At 29.0% G+C, this 20,619-nt stretch carries 23 protein-coding genes and 1 tRNA gene; 16 read left to right on the top strand and 8 right to left on the bottom strand.

Features of this window, described 5'->3' with window-relative positions; all coding sequences use genetic code 11:
- Positions 1 to 50 precede the first annotated feature (50 nt).
- The 3 genes from Q0049_RS12040 (at position 51) to Q0049_RS12030 (ending at position 3,204) form a co-directional block, all read left to right on the top strand.
- On the top strand, positions 51 to 1,538 hold the full coding sequence (locus Q0049_RS12040; RefSeq protein WP_298120061.1) for a hypothetical protein: 1,488 nt from the start codon (positions 51 to 53) through the stop codon (positions 1,536 to 1,538).
- A 70-nt stretch (positions 1,539 to 1,608) separates the two neighbouring features.
- Positions 1,609 to 1,782, top strand: a complete 174-nt coding sequence (locus Q0049_RS12035) for a hypothetical protein (RefSeq protein WP_298120058.1) — start codon at positions 1,609 to 1,611, stop codon at positions 1,780 to 1,782.
- 594 nt (positions 1,783 to 2,376) lie between these two features.
- The gene (locus tag Q0049_RS12030; RefSeq protein ID WP_298120055.1) at positions 2,377 to 3,204 is read left to right on the top strand and encodes a hypothetical protein; all 828 of its coding nucleotides are present in this window, start codon (positions 2,377 to 2,379) and stop codon (positions 3,202 to 3,204) included.
- 59 nt (positions 3,205 to 3,263) lie between these two features.
- Here Q0049_RS12030 and Q0049_RS12025 read toward each other — a convergent pair whose 3' ends face one another.
- A complete protein-coding gene (locus Q0049_RS12025; protein ID WP_298120052.1) occupies positions 3,264 to 3,857 on the bottom strand; it encodes a murein L,D-transpeptidase catalytic domain-containing protein in 594 nt (197 codons plus the stop codon).
- A gap of 99 nt (positions 3,858 to 3,956) precedes the next feature.
- Between Q0049_RS12025 and Q0049_RS12020 the strand changes: the two genes are divergently transcribed.
- The 11 genes from Q0049_RS12020 (at position 3,957) to Q0049_RS11970 (ending at position 14,349) form a co-directional block, all read left to right on the top strand.
- Positions 3,957 to 5,354, top strand: coding sequence for a DUF1800 domain-containing protein (locus Q0049_RS12020; protein WP_298120049.1), 1,398 nt, complete (start codon positions 3,957 to 3,959; stop codon positions 5,352 to 5,354).
- 10 nt (positions 5,355 to 5,364) lie between these two features.
- Positions 5,365 to 6,531, top strand: coding sequence for a DUF1501 domain-containing protein (locus tag Q0049_RS12015; protein WP_298120047.1), 1,167 nt, complete (start codon positions 5,365 to 5,367; stop codon positions 6,529 to 6,531).
- 69 nt (positions 6,532 to 6,600) lie between these two features.
- Positions 6,601 to 7,500 carry a DMT family transporter gene (locus Q0049_RS12010; protein WP_298120044.1) on the top strand — a complete coding sequence of 300 codons (900 nt, stop codon included), beginning with the start codon at positions 6,601 to 6,603 and terminating at the stop codon, positions 7,498 to 7,500.
- 84 nt (positions 7,501 to 7,584) lie between these two features.
- Positions 7,585 to 7,947 carry a DoxX family protein gene (locus tag Q0049_RS12005; RefSeq protein ID WP_298120042.1) on the top strand — a complete coding sequence of 121 codons (363 nt, stop codon included), beginning with the start codon at positions 7,585 to 7,587 and terminating at the stop codon, positions 7,945 to 7,947.
- 21 nt (positions 7,948 to 7,968) lie between these two features.
- Positions 7,969 to 8,688 (top strand): aquaporin Z, encoded by a 720-nt coding sequence (aqpZ, locus tag Q0049_RS12000; protein ID WP_298120038.1) that lies wholly within the window; start codon positions 7,969 to 7,971, stop codon positions 8,686 to 8,688.
- A 68-nt stretch (positions 8,689 to 8,756) separates the two neighbouring features.
- On the top strand, positions 8,757 to 9,359 hold the full coding sequence (locus tag Q0049_RS11995) for an alpha-ketoglutarate-dependent dioxygenase AlkB (RefSeq protein WP_298120035.1): 603 nt from the start codon (positions 8,757 to 8,759) through the stop codon (positions 9,357 to 9,359).
- Between the two features lie 33 nt (positions 9,360 to 9,392).
- On the top strand, positions 9,393 to 10,220 hold the full coding sequence (locus Q0049_RS11990) for a sterol desaturase family protein (RefSeq protein ID WP_298120032.1): 828 nt from the start codon (positions 9,393 to 9,395) through the stop codon (positions 10,218 to 10,220).
- A 101-nt stretch (positions 10,221 to 10,321) separates the two neighbouring features.
- Positions 10,322 to 10,597 carry a TIGR03643 family protein gene (locus Q0049_RS11985; protein ID WP_298120029.1) on the top strand — a complete coding sequence of 92 codons (276 nt, stop codon included), beginning with the start codon at positions 10,322 to 10,324 and terminating at the stop codon, positions 10,595 to 10,597.
- 95 nt (positions 10,598 to 10,692) lie between these two features.
- Positions 10,693 to 11,634, top strand: coding sequence for an alpha/beta hydrolase (locus Q0049_RS11980; RefSeq protein ID WP_298120026.1), 942 nt, complete (start codon positions 10,693 to 10,695; stop codon positions 11,632 to 11,634).
- Between the two features lie 54 nt (positions 11,635 to 11,688).
- Positions 11,689 to 13,554 (top strand): peptidase M61, encoded by a 1,866-nt coding sequence (locus Q0049_RS11975; RefSeq protein ID WP_298120024.1) that lies wholly within the window; start codon positions 11,689 to 11,691, stop codon positions 13,552 to 13,554.
- A gap of 81 nt (positions 13,555 to 13,635) precedes the next feature.
- On the top strand, positions 13,636 to 14,349 hold the full coding sequence (locus Q0049_RS11970; RefSeq protein ID WP_298120022.1) for a DUF4369 domain-containing protein: 714 nt from the start codon (positions 13,636 to 13,638) through the stop codon (positions 14,347 to 14,349).
- A gap of 108 nt (positions 14,350 to 14,457) precedes the next feature.
- Here Q0049_RS11970 and Q0049_RS11965 read toward each other — a convergent pair.
- From Q0049_RS11965 to idi, 6 genes are all read right to left on the bottom strand, one after another.
- A tRNA-Thr gene (locus tag Q0049_RS11965) sits at positions 14,458 to 14,531 on the bottom strand.
- Between the two features lie 80 nt (positions 14,532 to 14,611).
- A complete protein-coding gene (locus Q0049_RS11960) occupies positions 14,612 to 14,878 on the bottom strand; it encodes a hypothetical protein (RefSeq protein WP_298120019.1) in 267 nt (88 codons plus the stop codon).
- Between the two features lie 55 nt (positions 14,879 to 14,933).
- Complete coding sequence (locus tag Q0049_RS11955; RefSeq protein ID WP_298120016.1) at positions 14,934 to 15,896, bottom strand: type I phosphomannose isomerase catalytic subunit; 963 nt, start codon at positions 15,894 to 15,896, stop codon at positions 14,934 to 14,936.
- 41 nt (positions 15,897 to 15,937) lie between these two features.
- Positions 15,938 to 16,393, bottom strand: coding sequence for a peroxiredoxin (locus Q0049_RS11950; RefSeq protein ID WP_298120015.1), 456 nt, complete (start codon positions 16,391 to 16,393; stop codon positions 15,938 to 15,940).
- Position 16,394: 1 nt separating this feature from the next.
- A complete protein-coding gene (locus Q0049_RS11945; protein ID WP_298120012.1) occupies positions 16,395 to 16,805 on the bottom strand; it encodes a 6-carboxytetrahydropterin synthase in 411 nt (136 codons plus the stop codon).
- Positions 16,806 to 16,871: 66 nt separating this feature from the next.
- Positions 16,872 to 17,399, bottom strand: coding sequence for an isopentenyl-diphosphate Delta-isomerase (idi, locus tag Q0049_RS11940; RefSeq protein ID WP_298120010.1), 528 nt, complete (start codon positions 17,397 to 17,399; stop codon positions 16,872 to 16,874).
- A 135-nt stretch (positions 17,400 to 17,534) separates the two neighbouring features.
- On the opposite strand from idi, the gene Q0049_RS11935 reads away from it, so the two are divergent.
- Positions 17,535 to 18,554, top strand: a complete 1,020-nt coding sequence (locus Q0049_RS11935) for a hypothetical protein (RefSeq protein ID WP_298120007.1) — start codon at positions 17,535 to 17,537, stop codon at positions 18,552 to 18,554.
- Between the two features lie 189 nt (positions 18,555 to 18,743).
- Entirely contained in the window at positions 18,744 to 19,736 is a 993-nt protein-coding gene (locus tag Q0049_RS11930) for a bifunctional methionine sulfoxide reductase B/A protein (RefSeq protein WP_298120291.1), read from the top strand.
- A gap of 52 nt (positions 19,737 to 19,788) precedes the next feature.
- Here Q0049_RS11930 and Q0049_RS11925 read toward each other — a convergent pair whose 3' ends face one another.
- Positions 19,789 to 20,607 (bottom strand): hypothetical protein, encoded by an 819-nt coding sequence (locus Q0049_RS11925; protein ID WP_298120003.1) that lies wholly within the window; start codon positions 20,605 to 20,607, stop codon positions 19,789 to 19,791.
- Positions 20,608 to 20,619 lie beyond the last annotated feature (12 nt).

Here is a 20,619-nt window from a genome sequence, read left to right as displayed (position 1 = left end):
TGCCTGCGCTTTTTTTATTTTTTAAATTATTAATTTAAAAATACACACACATGAAACACACATTCAATTATTTATTAAAAACATTTCTTTTATCTTTTGTAATACTATTTATTAGTTGTGAAACACAAGAGGAAGTTGTATCGAGTTCAAAAAGAGATATAAAGAAAACAAATATTACTTTAAAAGAGTTATCAAGCAAACCTAATGCTGTAAGTAAAATACAAGAGTTTAAAACTAAAAAAAGTAATATGGATTCGGGTAAATTAGTTTACAATGAGGAATATGATTTTTTTATAGATGATCAAAATATGTTACTTATTGAAGAAGGAAGTAAACACTGGATTACGATACCAATTTACAGAAAAAAACCAAATGCAAATCTTGAAAATATAATTTTAAAACCTGATGAAAATGGATTGTACAAATCTTTTTTAGCAAGTTATCAATTGACAGATCAAGACAGAGAAAATATAAAAAATGGTATTCCTGTTTTAGACTTGGATATAAAAACTAGCTTGTATGCCGTTGAAGGAAAACATGTTGGTCAGTTGTACGATCTTGGAAATGGAATTTGTGGTTATGTGCACACTATTGATCAAATAGGACCATCAACAATAGAGACAACTTTTGTTGTAGCTCCATGTAATGGTACACAAATTCAATTTGGATATGCTGAAAATGTCCCATCAAATACAACAGGTGGTGCTTCTGGTTATGTTCCTTCTGGATATATACCTAATTTTAATACAGGAAATAATACTAGTGGTTTTCCAACAGGCAATGGTTCAAACGGAACACAACAAACAAGTGGCATTTCAAATAGTAATAACAACATTCTTACTGAACCTACACTATCATATGAAGAAGCGGCATTAACAAGTTTTGTAAAAAACTTATCAGTTGAACAAAGAGAGTTTTTATTTCCAACAGTTAGTATAGATAGTTTACAACAAAATACTGAAAATGAAACATGGACAAGTATTGTAAATTTTTTTGGTGAAAATGGTCAAACAGCCGAAAATGAAGAGTTTGTTGAAGATATGATTAATACTTGCAATGAAAATGGAGGAAGTTTTGTAATTGATGATACTATTACAGAGGATAATGCTTTAGTTTTTGATGATGTTGAGGAGTTTGAGAATTACTTTAATTCTATTTCAATAACCCCTTTTCTAGAGTCAAATGAAATAATTGAACAAGAAAATGGTCATAAGGGATATTTCACTTTTAAATTAAATTCATATACAGGTGTAACGTTGATTGCTAACATAGTAGATCATTCTGATGGAACCTCAACAATCACATCCGCGACAACTGTGGAAAGTGGATTATATATAATGAGTGATTGGACTCAAAAAGGGGAAGCAAGTATTACTACTCTTCCAAGTGGAGCATCAAAAATTGTTGTAATTGGAACTGTTAAAACGAATTCAATAATTGAAAGTATTGGTATTAGTGTTTCCAATACTTATGAATTAACAGTTGTTTATAATCCTAACACTGGAATTGTAATCTCATCGTCTTGTGTAAAAATTTAATTAATCATTTACAAACGAAGAAATATTAAAATAACAGTAATCTAACAATGATATATTAAAAAGTTTACAGATGAAAAATACAGAAATTCACAAAATTGAACCGGTTGTAAACATGGATTACATTGTTTATACAATAATTGATACCCTAAAAATAATTCTAATAATTATTATTGTTTATTATATAGTAAAATTATATAGAGCTTTAATGAAATTTTTAGAGAATAAAAATGGAAAAAATTCTTAATGATTTTAGTTTTGGTTTATTTATTTGGCAAATTTTAATTATTATATTATTACTAATAATTATTTACAGTATAATCAAACTTTACAGAAAATTGATAAAATATCTTGATAGAAAGTAAATAATTTGAAGTATTTTTTCCTTTTTAGCACTAGTGAAGTTATAAGAACATTGATGTATATTGTTTTTATAATTATTGTTTTAAGTTTTTTGAAAGTTTGTTTAAAATTTTTAAAAAAGAAATAATTGAAATATTAAAAATATGGAAGATAAAGTCTATGAAACAGAAACGGTTTGGAATGCAGATTATATTTTAAACTCGTTGTGGCAAACTTTAAATATAGTTTTTATAGTTGTAATAATATATTATATTATCAAACTCTACATAAAAATTAGTAAATATTTAGATAGGAATTCATAAGTCATTCCTTAATTTTAAACAATGCTGGTTAAAAATCAGCATTGTTTTTTTTTATGAAATATTTAGGTTTTTATAGGACTAATTCTATCCTATTTTTTAAAAAAAGTTGAAGTAAAATTTAATTCATAGTTAAACCTTTTAAAAGAAACATAGTCTTATTTAAAAACGATAAGAATATGAAAAAAACAATCTCATTAATTTTAGCAACTTTTTGTTTAACAATCAGTTATGCTCAAGAAGAAAGTTCTACTGAAAATACAGGAGAAAATTTCAGTTTAGAAGGTGCGTTAGCCATGTTTAAAAATGCTAAATCGTTAGAAGAATTTGAAAAATTAATCAATGAAGACAACAACAATGTCAACAATCTTGATTTAAACAATGATGGTGAAATTGATTACATTACGGTTAATGATATTAAAGATGGTGACACTCATGTAATTGTTTTAAGTACATTTTTGGGTGAAAATGAAAAACAAGATGTTGCAACCATTGGAATTGAAAAAACAGGAACTGAAGAAGCACAACTTCAAATTATTGGTGATGAAAATTTATATGCAGAAAACACAATTGTTGAACCTTTTGATGTAAATGAAAAAGCAGAAAATTCGAAAGGTCCAAATAATTTTGAAATTAAAACCACAAGAGTAATTGTAAATGTTTGGTTTTGGCCAAGTGTTCGGTTTATTTATGCACCAAGTTATGTAGTTTGGGTTTCACCTTATCGATGGGGATTTTATCCTAAATGGTGGAAACCATGGAAACCCTATCGTCACAACGTTTTTTATGGTCGTTGCGCACCGCACAGAGTTTACTATCATAGAACAACTACTCACAGAGTTGTAGTAGCAAGAAAAGTTTATTCGCCAAGAAGAAACTCTTCAACATTAGTAGTTCATAACAGAAAAGGCACAACAGTAGTACATAAAAATAAAAGAGGAAAAGTGAAAGCTGTTAGGGTTAAAAAAACACGTCCAGTTAGAGCAAGATCTAACGGCAGAAGATAAAGTTAGGTTTTTTAATTTGGGAGCAAAGTCCTGCAAGAATTATTTTTTTGCAGGATTTTCTATTCTATAATCCAAAGCAATACTGGCTTTTTTGTCGCTTTAAGTTTGGTATCCAATTTTCTCATAAATTCATCTGAAACAGCAGGACAACCCCAACTTAAAGGTGCTACTTCAGGATAAATTTCCTCGTTAGAAACCGCACTCCATGAATGCAGAACCACTACTCTTTTTTCTGCTGTTTTATTGCTTTCTTCTAATCCATGAAGCCAATATTTCACATTAATTCCCCAAGAACTATAATCTCTTTTACCTATTTTATACTTTCCTTTCATGGAACAATGACTGTCGGTTTTACTACTAAACTTAGCTTTTTCCCATTTATCAGGATTAGTTTCAAAATGATCGCACGCACCATGAGTAACTAAATTTTTATCTGAAATTTTATTCTCTTTAAAATCATAAATAAAAAATCTATTTTTTCCTGGATGAATACTTAAATCTAATAAAAAATAATACTCTTCATTAAAACCATTTTCCTTACAATATTTTAATGCTTCTAAATTTTTTGATTTATAATCTTTAACAGGAGTTTCCACTTTTGCATTGTTACAACAAAGAAAACTTAAACAGAATAGAAGTAAAATATTTTTCATTTATAAAAGATTATTTCTCTATTTAACGTTATATTTTTAAAAATATTTAAACCTTTTATGTTAAATAAAGTCTAAACTTATAAAATAACATTTTTGATTATGAACAAAAGTAATCTTTGGTCACTGCGACTTGGTTTTTCAACTAAGCAAGCTATTGAAATTGATAAATTAGGTTTAGATAATTTTCTAAAAAAGTCTTTCAATACAAAGGTTGAAACACAATTACCTTCATTTCTCGATGATGAACCAAAAACCATTGCTGAACTGAGAGAAATGCGACAATCAATCAAAAATGCTGGTGCTGATGAACAGAAAAAAGTTATAAAAAAACAAATCAAAAATGCTTTTGAGTTGAAAAAATGGTGGCTCGAAAAAATACAATCTGAACATTTTCCTTTGCGCGAAAAAATGGTTTGCTTTTGGCACAATCACTTTGTTGCAACATCACAAAAGGTAAAATCTACTTATTGGGTTTATCAACACAATATGATTTTAAGAGAAAATGCTTTTGGAAGTTTTAAAGAATTGACTAAAAAGATTATAAAGTCAAACGCAATGGTTCGTTATTTAGACAATGTTGACAATCGAAAAGATAAAATCAACGAAAATTTAAGCAGAGAATTATTAGAATTATTCACCATCGGAATTGGAAATTATACTGAAAATGATATTAAAGAAGGAGCAAAAGCACTTGCAGGATTAAATCTTGGCGAAGAAAATGCGGTTTATAGACGTTTTTTAGAAGATAATTCTATTAAAACTTATTTTGGAAAACAAGGAAATTTCAAAGCTGATGATTTAGTAGATATTCTATTTGAACAAAAAAATACGCCTTATTTAATTACAAGAAAAATTTTAAAATGGTTTATTTATGATACTCCATCGGAAGAATTAGTTACTTATTATGGAGATTTTTTCAGAAAACAAAACTTTGAAATAGAACCACTTTTGACTAAAATTTTTACGGAAGAATTTTCTAAAAACAATGAGGGAAGCAAAATAAAAGATCCACTGGTTTACTTATTACAACTTTTAAATGAATTGAATATTGAAGAAACAGACAATAATTTAATTGCTTTTTACTTAAAACAACAAGGCATGGATTTGTTCAATCAACCCAATGTTAAAGGTTGGGATGGAGGAAATTCATGGTTAACATCTCAAATATATTTACAGCGAAACAATACTAGCGACTTGCTTTGTAATGGACGAAACATAAGTAGAAAAGCATTTAATAAAATTCCTGAAGAAGGCGATGAAGTTTCAATTTCTTTAGAAAAAGTAAAGGTTAAAATCAATTTTGATAAAAACGCAAATAATAAAAAAATAATAGCCGATTTATCAAACAGATTACTTTTTAGAGTTGATGAAACTATGCAAAAAGACATGGAAAATTTATTGAAATATGACTTTGACGCACAAGATTCAAATGCTGATTTTGCTGTTTTACGATTATTTAACTATATCACTAAAACACCTGAATATCAATTAATTTAATTACAAAAAGATGAACAGAAGAAACTTTTTATCGCTTACAGGAACTTTTACTGGCGGAATGCTAATTCTTCCTGAATTTCTTCATGCTTTTGGTTCACAAAATAGTTTGGTAATTGGTGAACAATGTTTAGTTTTTATTCAACTCAATGGTGGAAATGACGGATTAAACACGTTTATTCCTTATGAAAATCCATTGTACTATGATTTACGACCAAAAATTTCAATCAATACAAATGATGTAATTGGTAAAAATAAAGGCATGGCTTTTCATCCTTCATTAAAAGATTTTGCTCAAATACAACAAAATGGAGATTTATCTGTCATTCAAAATGTGGGTTATCCTGAACCAGTTCGTTCACATTTTCGCAGTCAAGAAATTTGGCAAACCGCTACAGATTCAAATAAATACTTAAACGAAGGATGGCTTGGCAGATATTTAGGCTTACAATGCAATGAACATCAACCAACAGCTGGAATCAATTTAGATTCTATTGACAACTTAGCTTTAAAAGGTGTCGAACCAAATTCAATTACTGTAAAAGATCCAAACCGATTTAAAATTAGAACCGATAAAGAGGACAATGTAAAATTATCGGATAATCCTCAATTAGATTTTGTTAGAAAAATTGCAAATTCTGTTTCTGAAGGTTCAGATGAAATCCAAAAAGCATTGACAAAATCTTCATCTGAAATGAGTTATCCAAAAACAGGTTTGGCTAAAAACTTAGAATGGATTTCAAGATTGATTAAAGGAAATTTAAATTCAAAAGTCTATTACACATCACTTGGAGGATTTGATACACATGATAATCAATTAGATATTCACAAACGAAAATTATCCGAATTGAATGATGCTGTTTTTAGTTTTTATCAAGATTTGAAAAATGCAAAATTGATGCAAAATGTAACTTTAGTTGTGTTTTCAGAGTTTGGAAGACGCGTAAAAGACAATGGAAATGGAACTGATCATGGAACCGCAGCTCCAATGTTTATTATTGGTGGTAATACAAAAGGAACTATCGTTGGTCAAAATCCAAATTTATCAGATTTAGACAATGGCGATTTAAAACATCAAATCGATTTTAGAAGTGTTTATGCCTCATTATTAAAAGAAAAAATGAGTTTTGATTATTCAAAAATTGGAATTAGTAATAAACCTTTAGAAGGAATATTTTAAAAAACTCATAAGAACAAGTTCAAACCCCAAACAAACTATTATCTTTGTCGGCTTTTTAAAAATTAAAAAATGTCAAAAAACAGTTTGCTAAAAGGAGTTTTTTTAGTTGGTCTTGGTGCAACAAGTTATGGTATGTTGGCCACATTTGTAAAACTAGCTTATGAAGAAGGTTTTACAACTGCCGAAGTAACCTCTTCTCAATTCATATTAGGAATTCTTGGTATTTTAATAATCAATACTTTTCAAAAATTCAAAAATAAAGAAGCTGTTGAAAAAGCTACTCCAAAAAATATATTTCACTTGATGCTTGCCGGAACATCATTAGGAATGACAAGTGTATTTTATTATTTGTGTGTAAAGTATATTAATGTTTCCATTGCTATAGTTTTATTGATGCAAACCGTTTGGATGGGCGTTTTATTAGAGTGGTTTCTTGAAAAAAGAGTTCCTTCTAAGCAAAAAATAATATCCGTTTTGATAGTTTTAATTGGAACCTTTTTAGCAACAAACTTGCTTAACAATCAACTTGATATTGATTGGAGAGGAATTCTATGGGGAATGTTAGCAGCTGCATCTTTCACCACAACAATGTTTACGGCTAATAAAGTAGCATTGGGAATTTCATCGGCGCAAAGAAGTCTTTATATGCTTTTGGGTGGAGCTATTATTGTATTTGGTTTTGGTTTTTTTACTCAAACAACACCTTTCAATTTTGATATTTTCTTAAAATGGGGAATCTTTTTAGCTCTTTTTGGAACAATTATTCCTCCTTTACTTATGAATGCTGGCTTCCCTATTACTGGAATTGGTCTTGGAAGTATCGTTTCTGCTTTAGAGCTTCCTGTGTCGGTTTTAATGGCATTTCTTATCTTAAATGAAGTTGTAATCTTTTCACAATGGATTGGAATCATTTTAATTATAATTGCAATTGTAATTATGAATATCCAAATACCAAAATTAAAAAATTAGCTATTTTTTTGTCTAATTATAACTACAAATAACATTTATCTGTTAATTTATTATTATATTCGTATGAAATAAACAAAATATTTCATGGACAAACCTTGGCATTTATACGTCATGGCAGTGCTTTATATACTAGCCGGAATTAATCACTTTATTTCACCTAAATTATATGAAAAAGTAATCCCACCATTTATCCCGTATAAAAAACATGTTAATGAAATTATAGGGTTTTTATGTGCCTTATTAGGTATCTATATTTTTATTCCAATTTTTACTGAATATGCACTTTGGGGAATAATCGGCTATCTAATGGTTGTTTTTCCATCAAATCTTTTTATGATAACAAATGATGAAGCAAGTCTTGGAATTCCGAGATGGATTTTATATTTGAGAATTCCTATTCAATTTATCTTAATTTATTGGGCATACCAATACTTACCTGTAAACTAAATAACTATAAATAAACAAATTATGAGAAAATTATTTGCAGAATTTTTTGGAACCTATTGGTTAGTTTTTGGAGGATGCGGAAGTGCATTATTTGCAGCTGGTTACCTTACTCCTGCTGGAGTACATTTAGGAATTGGATTTGCTGGAGTTTCTTTGGCATTTGGACTTACTGTTTTAACCATGGCTTATGCTGTTGGACACATTTCTGGAGGACATTTTAATCCTGCAGTTTCATTTGGACTTTGGGCTGGAGGACGTTTTTCAGCAAAAGATTTAGCGTCATATATTGTTTCGCAATGTTTAGGAGCAATTGCTGCGGCAGGAACTTTGTACTTCATTTGGACAGGAAAAAATGGTAATGTAATTGATAATTCAAAAGCTGGAGCATTTGCAACAAATGGATTTGATGCCTTTTCACCTGATGGTTATTCTATGCTTTCTTGTTTTGCAGCAGAATTCGTATTAACAATGTTCTTTTTGATAGTAATTTTAGGAGCAACCGATAAATTTGCTAATGGAAAATTTGCAGGAATCACAATTGGTTTAGCATTAACATTAATCCACTTAATTAGTATCCCAATCACAAATACTTCTGTAAATCCTGCTCGTTCATTATCGCAAGCTATTTTTACTCAAGGTGAACCACTTTACCAAGTTTGGTTATTTTGGGTTGCACCAATATTAGGTGCAATTGTAGGAGGACTTGTTTATAAAAATTTACTTCAAAAATCAGATAACTAATAATTATTTCATCTTAATTATTATTAAAACGACGGAATTAATTTCGTCGTTTTTTTTATCTTTGAAATATGAATTCTTTATTTCCATCTGAAAAAATTACTTTCAATTTACCAAATGCTTCTGTGGAGTATTATCCTAACTTCTTTGATGCAAATCAATCAAAATTGCTGTTTGAAAAATTATTAAATGAAATTCCATGGCAACAAGATGACATTACTGTTTTTGGAAAAACACATCCTCAACCACGATTAACAGCATTATTTGGAAATGAAGGAAAACAATATTCCTATTCAAATATTATAATGCAACCTCATCCATGGAATGCTTTGTTGATGTTTATAAAATCAGAAATTGAGGCAGTTTGTAATGAAAACTTCACTACAGTTTTATTAAATTTATATCGCACAGGAAAAGACAGTAATGGTTGGCATGCTGACAATGAAAAAGAACTTGGAAGAAATCCAATCATTGCTTCAGTAAGTTTTGGTGCTGAAAGAGTTTTTCATTTGCAACATAACTCCATTGCAGAAGCCAAACAAAAAATAATATTACAAAACGGAAGTCTTTTGATAATGAAAGACGAAACCCAACATTTTTGGAAACATCAAATTCCTAAAACCATGAAAGAAATTGGGCCAAGAATAAATTTAACATTCAGAATAATTAAATAATTATTTTACTATTTTTGATAACAAATCACTTTTATGGATCATCTAATAAACTATTTTGAAACTGTTCCTTCATTACATAGAGGATTAATTTTGGCAGGTGGAATTGCTTTTTTTTGGATAATTGAAAGTATCAACCCATTTTTTAAATTTAATTATAGTAAAATACACCATGCAGGAATTAATCTTTTCTTCACGCTAACCACAATCATTATAAACTTTGCTTTAGCATTTATTTTATTAGAAACTGCAGAATTTGTTAGTAAAAAAGAGTTCGGAATTTTACAATGGTTACCACTAATGAATATTTGGGTTTATACCATATTTGGGTTACTTTTATTGGACTTTTTTGGTGCTTATTTAGCTCATTTTGTTGAACATCGCGTAAAATTTCTATGGCGTTTTCATTTAATTCACCACACAGACACTTATATAGATACAACCTCAGGAAACAGACATCATCCTGGCGAAAGTGTTATTCGTTTCATTTTTACAACATTTGGAGTATTAATCGTTGGAAGTCCAATGTGGATGGTATTTCTTTATCAAACACTATCAGTTGTTGCTACACAATTTACACATGCTAATATTTGTTTGCCAAAGAAATTAGATAAATTTATGAGTTATCTATTAGTTTCACCAGATATGCATAAAATTCACCATCATTATAAACTTCCTTACACAGATAGTAATTATGGAAATATTTTTTCTGTTTGGGATAGAATTTTTGGAACATTTTCATATTTAAAAAGAGAAGAAATTATCTATGGAGTTGACACACACATGAATCCGAAAGAAAATAATGAATTAATTCCTCTTTTAAAAATTCCATTTCAAAAAACACGTTCGCCACAAGAAAATTAAAAAATTTACATCCATTTTTAAAAGTGATTATTTTTTTTCTTAATATTGGTATATAAATTGATAAACTAAAAAAGAATTAACGTTAATGTGCTTTTCAACTAATGAAAAAAAGTAAAAGAGTAGAACTTGACAACGAACAATTAGAAAGAGTTGTCAGTATGGCGCAAGAGGAAAGGAAACCTTTTGAAGTATTAAAAGCTGAATTTGGAATTACTGAAAATGAAGTTACTGAATTGATGCGAAAAAGATTATCCAAAGACAATTTTGAGCTTTGGAAAAAGAAAGTCACAGCAAGTAAACCGAAACCGAAACCAATGGTCGATGATGATTTAGACGATTTGGACGGCAAATATTACATGAAAAATAAATTTGATTAATTCAAAACTGAAATATTAAAAACGATAAGTACTTATCGTTTTTTTTTATTTAATTTAGTACCTGCTTAATTCAATAGCAATTTAAAATTTAACAAATGAAAAAAAGTCTTTTGACACTTCTATTTTTTATCACTTTATACAGTCAATCTCAAGAAAAAAAATTCAATACTGAAAGTGTAGAAATTGACTCAATGATTAAAGGAACATTATTTACTCCTAAAGAAATAACAAAGAAAACAAAACTTGTAATTTTAATTGCAGGTTCAGGACCAACGAACAGAAGCGGAAATCAATTTGGAGGTGTAACAAACAATTTAAAATTTTTATCAGAAGATTTAATAACTAAAAATATAGCCGTTTTTAGTTTTGACAAACGAGTAATTGCTCAAATTAGAAAAGGAATTACAAATGATAATTCAATGACTTTTGATGATATGATTACTGACACTGAGAACGTTGTAAATTATTTTAAAAAAAATAAAAAATTCAAAAAAATAATCATTGCAGGTCACAGTGAAGGCGCATTAATAGGAATGATTGTTGCAAAAAAAACAAAAGCAGATGGATTCATTTCACTAGCTGGTGCAGGACGACCAATTTATGAAGTTCTTGAAGAACAATTATTAAAACAAGCACCCTATTTTTCTAAAGAAATTAAACAAAACATACAAAACTATAAGGAAGGTAAAACTTTTGAATACAAATCAAAAGATGCAACGATGATGAGTATTTTTAAACCCAGCATTCAACCCTATTTCATTTCATGGTCAAAATGGATTCCAACTGTAGAAATAAAAAAACTACAAATTCCTATATTAATCGTTAACGGAACAAAAGATTTACAAGTTCCTGAAAGTGACGCCCATTTACTAAAAGATGCTTTTCCTAAAGCAAAAATTGAAATTATTAAAAACATGAATCATCTTTTCAAAGAAACTCCAACCGAAGCTGAAAATATTAAATCTTATAACGATGGTACAATTCCTGTAATGCCAATTTTATCTGAAAAAATGGCTGAATTCATAAATTCAATATAAGTTTGTAACAAATCCTAAATAATCCATACCAATATACTGTTAAAAATTATATCCATGAACAAGAAAATCCTATTTAGTTTTGCAATTGCAACTTTACTTTTTAGTTGTAAATCAGCAACAGATTCAGCAACGACTGCATCAATTAATGAAGTTGGAGTTACTATTGATTTGAATAAAATTGTTGATGATAAAGTTCTAGTTACTGTAAAATCGCCAACAATTACTTCATCTGAAATTGTTTATCAACTTCCAAAAATTATTCCTGGAACATATTCAGAGGATGATTATGGTAAATTTGTTGATGATTTAAAAGCTTATGATAAAAAGGGAAATCTTTTAAAAGTTGAGAAAAAAGATGTCAATTCATGGACAATTTCTGACGCACAAAAACTAGACAAAGTAACTTATTTAGTTAACGACACTTTTGACATTGAAAAAAGTGGCGGAATGGGTGGCGGAGATGTTTTTTCGCCTGCAGGAACAAACATTGATGAAGGCAAAAATTTTATGTTGAACAATCATGGTTTTGTTGGTTATTTTACAGATAAAAAAGATTTGACTTATAAAGTAACTGTTTTACATCCTGAAACACTTTTTGGAGCAACTTCACTCATTGATTCTGATGCTAGCGCTACTTCTGATGTATTTATAACTTCAAGGTATAATGAATTAGTTGACAACCCAATTATGTATTCAAAACCAGACTACACTTCTTTCACCGTTGATGGAATGGAAATTCTTTTTAGTGTTTATTCGCCTTCAGGAAAACATTCGGCAAAAGCACTTTCAGGAAGTTTAGAAAAAACAATGCGTGCTCAAAAGAAATTTTTAGGTCCAATAAATGATAATAAAAAATATACTGTGCTTCTTTATCTTTCAGACATGAAGAAAAAAGATGCAAAAGGTTTTGGTGCATTAGAACACAACACTTCTACAACAGTTGTTTTCCCTGAAATGATGCCTTCAAGCGCACTTGGCGAACAAATTAAAGACGTAGTTTCACACGAGTTCTTTCATATTGTTACACCTTTAAGCGTTCACTCAAACGAAATTCATTATTTTGATTTTAATACTCCTAAAATGTCTAAACATTTATGGATGTATGAAGGTGTAACAGAATATTTTGCAAATCTTTTCCAAGTAAATCAAGGATTGATTGATGAGGAAGATTTTTATTTAAGAATGACTGAAAAAATTAGAAATGCAAAACGCATGAATGATAAAATGCCTTTTACTAAAATGAGTGCAAATGTTTTAGAAAAACCATACAAAGATCAATATTTAAATGTGTATGAAAAAGGTGCATTGATTGCAATGTGTGTTGACATTACTATTAGAGAAAAAAGCAATGGTGAAAGAGGTATTTTAGATTTAATGCAAAAATTATCAAATGAATTTGGTTCAAAAAAACCTTTCTCTGATGAACAACTTTTTGACAGAATTGTAGCTTTAACTTACCCTGAAGTTGGTGCATTTTTAACAACGTATGTTGATGGAGAAACACCAATAAATTATGAAGAATATTTTGCAAAAATGGGAGTTTCAAATTCGATAATAAAAAAAACAGGAAATCCATTTTTAAATAAATCAACGCCATGCATTTCTGGAATTCCTGCAACTAAGGAAATTGTTATTAGAGCCAATACAGAATTAACACCTTTTTTAACCAATATGGGATTAAAAGCTGATGATGTAATCAAATCAATAAACGGAAAAGAATACAACATTGATGGAATTTCTGAAATGATGGAATCAGTTCAAAGTTGGAAAGAAGGTGATGTTATTACAATGAAAATTAAAAGAAACGATAAAGAGCAAACCTTATCAGGAAAAGCAATTATACCAATGAATGAATCAAAAGGATACAATCTTTCTGATACAAGTAAGAAAAATTTAAATCAAGCTTGGTTGAAAGGTTAAACTTTTAAAATCAAATTTTAAATCCTCAATTTATGTTATAGATTGGGGATTTTTTTATTATTTTGCCAAAAATAATAAATCATGCAAAAAACAATTATTGCTTTACTTTCATTAGTGCTTTTAAGCTCTTGTGGAGAAAAAAAACAGGAAAAAGACTTACTTATTACTGGAAACATCAAAGGGTTGAAAAAAGGGACTATATACATCCAAAAACTTCAAGACTCAACATTAGTCGCATTAGACACAATTAAGATAAATGGTGATTCACATTTCACCTCAGAACTTGACATTAATTCACCAGAAATGTATTATTTGTTTCTTGATAGAGGTGTAACAAATTCATTAGACAATAACATTCCATTTTTTGCTGAAAAGGGAAAAATAAATATTGAAACTTCATTAGATTTTTTAACTGCCGACTCAAAAATTACTGGATCAAAATCTCACGAAGTATATGAAGAGTATAAAAAAATTATTACTAGGTTAGTTGATCAAGATTTAGCACTTTTAGAAAAAAAATTGAATGCCTATAAAAATGGTAAATCTGAAGAAATTGTGACTATAAATAAACAGCAAGAAAATATTTTGAAACGTAAATATCTTTTCACAACAAATTTTGCAGTTAACCATAAAGATTCTGAAGTTGCACCTTATTTGGCCTTAGCTGAAATTTATGATATCAATCTAAAATATCTTGATACAATTCAAAAGTCACTAACACCAAAAGTTGCTAAATCACTTTATGGAAAAAAACTTGATGAATTAATTAAAGAAAGAAGAAAAACTGAAAACTAATTAATAGTTTATTGAAATAGAAAAAAAGACTTCGCAAAATGGAGTCTTTTTTTATTTCCTAAAATTATAAATAAAAAAACCACCACATTTCTGTGATGGTTTATTAAGAGCCGGCGGAGGGACTCGAACCCACGACCTGCTGATTACAAATCAGCTGCTCTAGCCAACTGAGCTACGCTGGCCGGTCTCATTTCTTGTGCAAATATAATAGTGATTTTTAAATCTCCAAAATTTTTTTGCACTTTTTTAATGATTTTTTTAATTATAAAGCGTTGATTTTTTCAATCAATTGATTTGCAGTTTGTTCTAATTCTACATTGATTTGTTTGAAATGTGCTTTTTTATTTTCAACATTTTTTGCATTTACCTTAGTGATTAAAGCATCAAAAGATGTAATTGCCTCATCTATAACTGCATTAGTAGCTTCAGTAGGTTTTCCTTCACTAGTCATCTCGTGAATGTAAACAGCTTCAATAATATCTCCTAAAACGAAGTTGATGTCTTTTTTTAAATTTTTAACGCTTGGCATTTTCTTTTATTTTTAAAATTTGGTGCAAAATTACATATAATCTTTTGAATATAAGTTAAGAAATGTATATTTCTAATAATGATGCTTTCCCATTAATTATAAACTCTCTCATTTTTGCAGGAATTAAAATGGTATCACCAGTTTTGTAGGTATACGTTTTTCCATCATAATTCAATTCAAAGTCACCTTCAACACACATATAAACCGAAAATGAATTTTCATCATTTATAACAGCTACATTTCCATCTAGCGGAATAAAATTAGTGGTGAAGTAAGGACAGTTTACAATTTCGTTTGAAGTATTTTCAGTTTTAGTGTAGGTTTTCTCAGCTTGAACAACATTATAATTAATTGCATCAACAGCTAAATCAACATGAAGCTCACGAGTATTTCCATGAACATCTACTCTATCAAAATCATACAATCTATAAGTAATATCAGAAGTTTGTTGGATTTCTGCAATTACAGTTCCAGCTCCAATAGCATGCACCGTTCCTGTTTCTAAAAAGAAAACATCACCTTTTTTTACCTTTTTAGTATCAAGAATATCTATCAATGTTTTATGTTCAAGATTTTCTAAATATTCTTTTTGAGATGATTTTTCTTTAAAACCCACAATTAATCTTGCCTCTGCATCGGCTTGCATTACATACCACATTTCGGTTTTACCAAATGAGTTATGACGTTTTGCTGCTAATTCATCATTTGGATGCACTTGAATAGACAAATCCTCACGAGCATCAAGATACTTGAAAAGAAGTGGAAATTGCTTTCCAAATTTCTGGTAAACTTTTGTACCCAAAACTTGTTCAGGAAATTCAGTAATCAATTCATTTAACGATTTTCCTGCAAAAACTCCATTAGAAATTACACTAACATCATTTTCAACAGTAGAAATTTCCCAACTTTCACCAGTAATTTCAGATGAAATAGGTTTGTTTAAATAATCTCTAAGTTTTGTTCCGCCCCAAATTCTTTCTTTTAAAATGGGTTGGAATTGCAATGGATAAAGTTTCATTTTATATATTTAAAGTACAAAGATGCAAAAAAATGGATATACTATTTTGTCAATTTCTTTAATGTTTTTAATGCCTTTTCAATATGAATATTTCCTGACATGCTATTAAAAATCATGACAATTATCCCATTTTTATCAACTACAAAAGTTTGACGTCCAGGTATAATTAAAAAATCATTTTCAACTCCAAATAATTTTCGAAGTTTTTTATCATTATCTGAAAGTAAAATGAATGGAAGATTGAATTTGCTTTTGAATTTTAAATGTGAAGTAACTGTATCAGCACTAATTCCTATTACTTCTGCTCCTAAATCTTTAAATTCTTGGTAATTATCACGAAAACTACACGCTTGTTGTGTACAAACTTTTGTTTCATCTTTAGGATAAAAATAAATTACAAGTGCTTGTTTTTCAATATAATCTTGCGAATTAAAAATTGTTCCGTTAGTATCTTTTGCTGAAAAATTGGGAAGTTTGTCTCCTACTTTTAGTGGCATTTTAGTTTCCTTTATAGGTTACAAAATTTCGAGGTGTTTCATAAAGAACTACTTCTAATTCTTTATTGGTATCAATATATTTTCTAAGTTTATTCCAAATTACAACAGCTATATTTTCTGCTGTTGGATTTAAATCGGCAAAATCTTGAACATCTAAATTCAAATTTTTATGGTCAAAAGCATTTTCAATATGCTCTTTTATCAAATCTGACAGTATTTTTACATCAATTACAAAACCTGTTTCTTGATCAATTTCTCCTGTAACAGAAACTATTAACTCATAATTATGTCCATGATAATTAGGATTGTTGCATTTCCCAAAAACCAAATCGTTTTGCTCCATAGTCCAATCTTTTCGATACAATCGATGTGCTGAGTTGAAATGTGCTTTTCTTGAAACGGTAACTTTCATTTTGATTAAGGATTTACGATTAATGGATTTAGGGTTTTCACTTCGACAAGCTCAGTGTAACAGAAATTATAATTTGTGGTCTTCTAGATAATGGTAAAATTCATCAAAAATTATTTTGAACCAAACTGTATAAATATCTGGATTTTGAATCATATCTTCTTTGATGTCTTCTATTGTCATCCATTTCCAGCTTTCCACTTCATCACAATTAATATTAGGTTCTTCATTAGAATAACCTATCATTACATGGTCAAGTTCATGTTCGGTTAAACCATTGTCAAATGGCGCTTTGTAGATGAAATGAAACAATTCTTTCAATTCGGTTTTGAAACCCATTTCTTCAAACAAACGACGTTTTCCTGCTTCAATATTCGTTTCTCCTGCTCGTTGGTGACTGCAACAAGTATTTGTCCAAAGTAAAGGCGAATGATACTTGTGATGCGCACGTTGCTGTAGCATAACTTCATTTTTATCATTTAAAACAAATACAGAAAATGCACGATGCAATACTGCTTTTTCGTGAGCTTCGAGTTTGTTCATCAAACCAATAGGTTCGTCTTTTTCGTTGACTAAAATTACTTGTTCTTCTTTCATAGATTTTTTATGATGGTCAAAAATACGAAAAAAGAATTGGTTGTGAAGTGATTTTGGAGTTTGTGAAAAGTTTAACGTGTGTTTATATTTTGTATTTTTATGAAATAAATTTAAAATTTGGCAGTTAAAATATATATGAAGATAAAATATAACATCTTATTACTATTTCCAATTGTAACTTTTTCACAACTTTCAGAAAAAGTGAATACTATTTATAAAGGATTACTGCAAAAAGATCGAATAGAAAGTCAAAACTTAGGCTATAGTGGAGAGGAAAGTAGTGTATATAAAATGTATGAAGAATTAGACTCCATAGCTAATGATGAAGAGATTCTATTTATGGTACAAAATGGAAATGATGTTGTAAAAGGTTATTTGTCATTAGTAATGGTAGATAGAAAATCAGAAAAATTAATTCAACTATTCTCAAATTATATAAATGATGATAAAAAGATAAAATTTCAAAACGGTTGCGTTGGAGATATTTCTACAACGGCTGGTCAACTATATGGCTATTTATTTTATCAAAAAGAAAAAATCGATTTAATTAAAAATTACGAAAATGAATCCGATGAATTGAAAGTTACTTTAAAAGAGTATTATGGTAATAATTTTGCTAAACAATATAAAACCAAGTGGACTAAAAAAGAAGTTGATAGCGTTTTAAATCAATTCAATGAAATAGTCATCACAAATGATTCTATAATACCTGAAACGATAGACATAATATTTGAACTTAATAATTATAAATTTAAGAATTATGAAAGAGTCAAATATTTTGCTCACAAATATATGACAAGAGAGACAATTGCGACTTTGGCTAATTTTCAAAACAAAAAGGATTTACCATTTTTTCTTCAAAACATAGATAACTCGTTTTTAGCAATTTCAAAATTTCCAGATGAATCTTTTATAAAAATTCTTCAAAATAAAGAAAACGAAAATTTAGAAAATTTGGATTATTATGAAGCTATTTCGTCTATTTGCAATGAAGATGTAGACCAAATAAAGAGAAATATATTTGACAAACTAAGTAGATCTGTTAATATATTTACACAAGAATACATTCAATATCTTGATGAAGCATTAAAAAAATATAGTTGTGAATATAACTCTAACTTACAATTAGAAATAGAGAAATTCCACAACCGTTAAACTTTCCTTAAATCATCTCAATTTGTAAACTGTAAGACATTTTGCAACGTACTTCTATTGTAAATTTGTACATCAATTAATTTAATTGTTATGAGAAAAATAATCACTTTTTTATTTCTGATTCCTTTGCTTACTTTAACGGCTTGTGGTCAATCGGATAAAAAAAATTCTAAAAAAGAAATTAAAACTATGGAAAACGTAATCAGCAAACCTGAAAATCCTTACTATTCTAATACTGATACAAAAAAATTAACTGTTTCAAATGCCGAGTGGAAAAAAGTTTTATCACCCGATTTGTATGCTGTTGCTCGTGAAGCCGATACTGAAAGAGCTTTTACAGGAACCATGTGGAAAAGCGAAACTAAAGGAACTTATTATTGTGCAACTTGTGGAAATAAATTATTCAAATCGGATCAAAAATTTGTAAGTAGTTGTGGTTGGCCAAGTTTTTTTGAACAAGAAAACAAAGAAAGTATCACTTTTAAAGATGATAATTCTTATGGAATGAGAAGAATTGAAGCTAATTGCGGTAGATGTGATTCGCATTTAGGACATTTGTTTGATGATGGTCCAGAACCAACAGGAAAAAGGTATTGCATGAATGCTATTTCATTAGATTTTGTTCCTGATGCTATTGCTTCTAATACTGGGAATTTAGAGACAGTTGTTCTTGGTGGTGGTTGTTTTTGGTGTGTGGAAGCCGTTTATCAAAACCTTGATGGTGTAAAAAGTGTTTACTCTGGTTATGCTGGTGGAATGGTCGAAAATCCAAGTTATGAGCAAGTTTGTACTGGTAGAACTGGCGCAGCTGAAGTTGTAGAAATCACTTATGATAAAACGAAGACCAATTTAGATGAAATTTTCAAAGTATTTTTCACCGTTCATGATCCTACAACATTGAATAGACAAGGCGCAGATTCAGGAACTCAATATCGCTCAGTGATTTTTTATAAAAATGAAACTGAGAAAAAAGCTGCACAAACTTTGATTGCAGAATTGAATGAAAAAGTATTTTCTAATAAAATTGTTACCACTTTAGAACCTTTGAAAAAATTCTATATTGCGGAAGAATATCATCAAGGTTATTATGAAAACAATAAAGACAAACCTTATTGCCAAATGGTAATTCAACCTAAAATTGAAAAGTTTGAAAAGGTCTTTAATGATCGATTGAAAAAATAAAAAAACGGCTAAACTCAAAAAAAGTTTAGCCGTTTTTTATTCTAATTATTTATTAATTGCAATCAACAAAATCGCTCTCAGTAAATCCATCGCATTGTGCGTGACAAGGATTAGGATAAGTAATTACTTCTCCATCTTCATCAATTACACAAACTGGACTGTATTCCTCAGTACAAACGCAATCGTCATCATAATCATAATCGTCATCACATGAATTTAATATTTCTTCAAACTGATAAGAATTGCTTACCACTACAGTTGCGCCATCAACAATTACAGAAATTGGGTACACAAAATCAAAATTAAAATCTTCATCTTCATCGTCTAAACCTTCAAAAAAAGCATACAATTGACTTTCGCTTTCCATTAAAAAAGTTTCACTATTTGTTGTATTGATAATTGAAAACGGATAAACTAATTGAAAACATTCAGAATCCATATAATCATCGTCGTCATAAGTATCAAAGTCACATTCGTCAATAATTCCTTCAAAATCATCTTCACTATTGATTGTAACAGTCGTTCCAGATGCTAAATACTGAATTTGAAAAGGAAATGCAATTGCTTCCAAATACATATCTTCATCTTCATTTGACAATAAATCAATAAGCTCATCAATAGAGTTCACGGTAACTGTTGTTCCAGTATTGTATGACAATGTTATTGGATATACAAAATCAAAACACATTTCATCATCGTCATCCGAACTACTTCTTCCTGCAATATTGAAATTGTTTTTCATTTCATTGAATACAACTCTAAGAGAAGCACTTTTTTGTGTATCCTTTGTTTTTGTGTCATCATCTGAACACGAAATTCCTAATGGTAACACGACCAAAAGTAAAATAAGAATTTGTTTAATAGTTTTCATTATAATTTGATT

The organism is Flavobacterium sp. (genome assembly GCF_027484205.1).
In the GTDB taxonomy this organism is placed as follows: Bacteria; Bacteroidota; Bacteroidia; order Flavobacteriales; family Flavobacteriaceae; genus Flavobacterium.
The sequence above is the reverse complement of the archived record's forward strand: the minus strand, read 5'-3'. Positions and strand labels throughout refer to the sequence as shown.

What these genes read in the sequence shown, in the direction of transcription:
- Q0049_RS12040 (WP_298120061.1), top strand. Translation starts at nt 51, where the DNA reads ATGAAACACACATTCAATTATTTATTAAAAACATTTCTTTTATCTTTT.
- Q0049_RS12035 (WP_298120058.1), top strand. Translation starts at nt 1,609, where the DNA reads ATGAAAAATACAGAAATTCACAAAATTGAACCGGTTGTAAACATGGAT.
- Q0049_RS12030 (WP_298120055.1), top strand. Translation starts at nt 2,377, where the DNA reads ATGAAAAAAACAATCTCATTAATTTTAGCAACTTTTTGTTTAACAATC.
- Q0049_RS12025 (WP_298120052.1), bottom strand. Translation starts at nt 3,857, where the DNA reads ATGAAAAATATTTTACTTCTATTCTGTTTAAGTTTTCTTTGTTGTAAC.
- Q0049_RS12020 (WP_298120049.1), top strand. Translation starts at nt 3,957, where the DNA reads ATGAACAAAAGTAATCTTTGGTCACTGCGACTTGGTTTTTCAACTAAG.
- Q0049_RS12015 (WP_298120047.1), top strand. Translation starts at nt 5,365, where the DNA reads ATGAACAGAAGAAACTTTTTATCGCTTACAGGAACTTTTACTGGCGGA.
- Q0049_RS12010 (WP_298120044.1), top strand. Translation starts at nt 6,601, where the DNA reads ATGTCAAAAAACAGTTTGCTAAAAGGAGTTTTTTTAGTTGGTCTTGGT.
- Q0049_RS12005 (WP_298120042.1), top strand. Translation starts at nt 7,585, where the DNA reads ATGGACAAACCTTGGCATTTATACGTCATGGCAGTGCTTTATATACTA.
- aqpZ (WP_298120038.1), top strand. Translation starts at nt 7,969, where the DNA reads ATGAGAAAATTATTTGCAGAATTTTTTGGAACCTATTGGTTAGTTTTT.
- Q0049_RS11995 (WP_298120035.1), top strand. Translation starts at nt 8,757, where the DNA reads ATGAATTCTTTATTTCCATCTGAAAAAATTACTTTCAATTTACCAAAT.
- Q0049_RS11990 (WP_298120032.1), top strand. Translation starts at nt 9,393, where the DNA reads ATGGATCATCTAATAAACTATTTTGAAACTGTTCCTTCATTACATAGA.
- Q0049_RS11985 (WP_298120029.1), top strand. Translation starts at nt 10,322, where the DNA reads ATGAAAAAAAGTAAAAGAGTAGAACTTGACAACGAACAATTAGAAAGA.
- Q0049_RS11980 (WP_298120026.1), top strand. Translation starts at nt 10,693, where the DNA reads ATGAAAAAAAGTCTTTTGACACTTCTATTTTTTATCACTTTATACAGT.
- Q0049_RS11975 (WP_298120024.1), top strand. Translation starts at nt 11,689, where the DNA reads ATGAACAAGAAAATCCTATTTAGTTTTGCAATTGCAACTTTACTTTTT.
- Q0049_RS11970 (WP_298120022.1), top strand. Translation starts at nt 13,636, where the DNA reads ATGCAAAAAACAATTATTGCTTTACTTTCATTAGTGCTTTTAAGCTCT.
- Q0049_RS11960 (WP_298120019.1), bottom strand. Translation starts at nt 14,878, where the DNA reads ATGCCAAGCGTTAAAAATTTAAAAAAAGACATCAACTTCGTTTTAGGA.
- Q0049_RS11955 (WP_298120016.1), bottom strand. Translation starts at nt 15,896, where the DNA reads ATGAAACTTTATCCATTGCAATTCCAACCCATTTTAAAAGAAAGAATT.
- Q0049_RS11950 (WP_298120015.1), bottom strand. Translation starts at nt 16,393, where the DNA reads ATGCCACTAAAAGTAGGAGACAAACTTCCCAATTTTTCAGCAAAAGAT.
- Q0049_RS11945 (WP_298120012.1), bottom strand. Translation starts at nt 16,805, where the DNA reads ATGAAAGTTACCGTTTCAAGAAAAGCACATTTCAACTCAGCACATCGA.
- idi (WP_298120010.1), bottom strand. Translation starts at nt 17,399, where the DNA reads ATGAAAGAAGAACAAGTAATTTTAGTCAACGAAAAAGACGAACCTATT.
- Q0049_RS11935 (WP_298120007.1), top strand. Translation starts at nt 17,535, where the DNA reads ATGAAGATAAAATATAACATCTTATTACTATTTCCAATTGTAACTTTT.
- Q0049_RS11930 (WP_298120291.1), top strand. Translation starts at nt 18,744, where the DNA reads ATGGAAAACGTAATCAGCAAACCTGAAAATCCTTACTATTCTAATACT.
- Q0049_RS11925 (WP_298120003.1), bottom strand. Translation starts at nt 20,607, where the DNA reads ATGAAAACTATTAAACAAATTCTTATTTTACTTTTGGTCGTGTTACCA.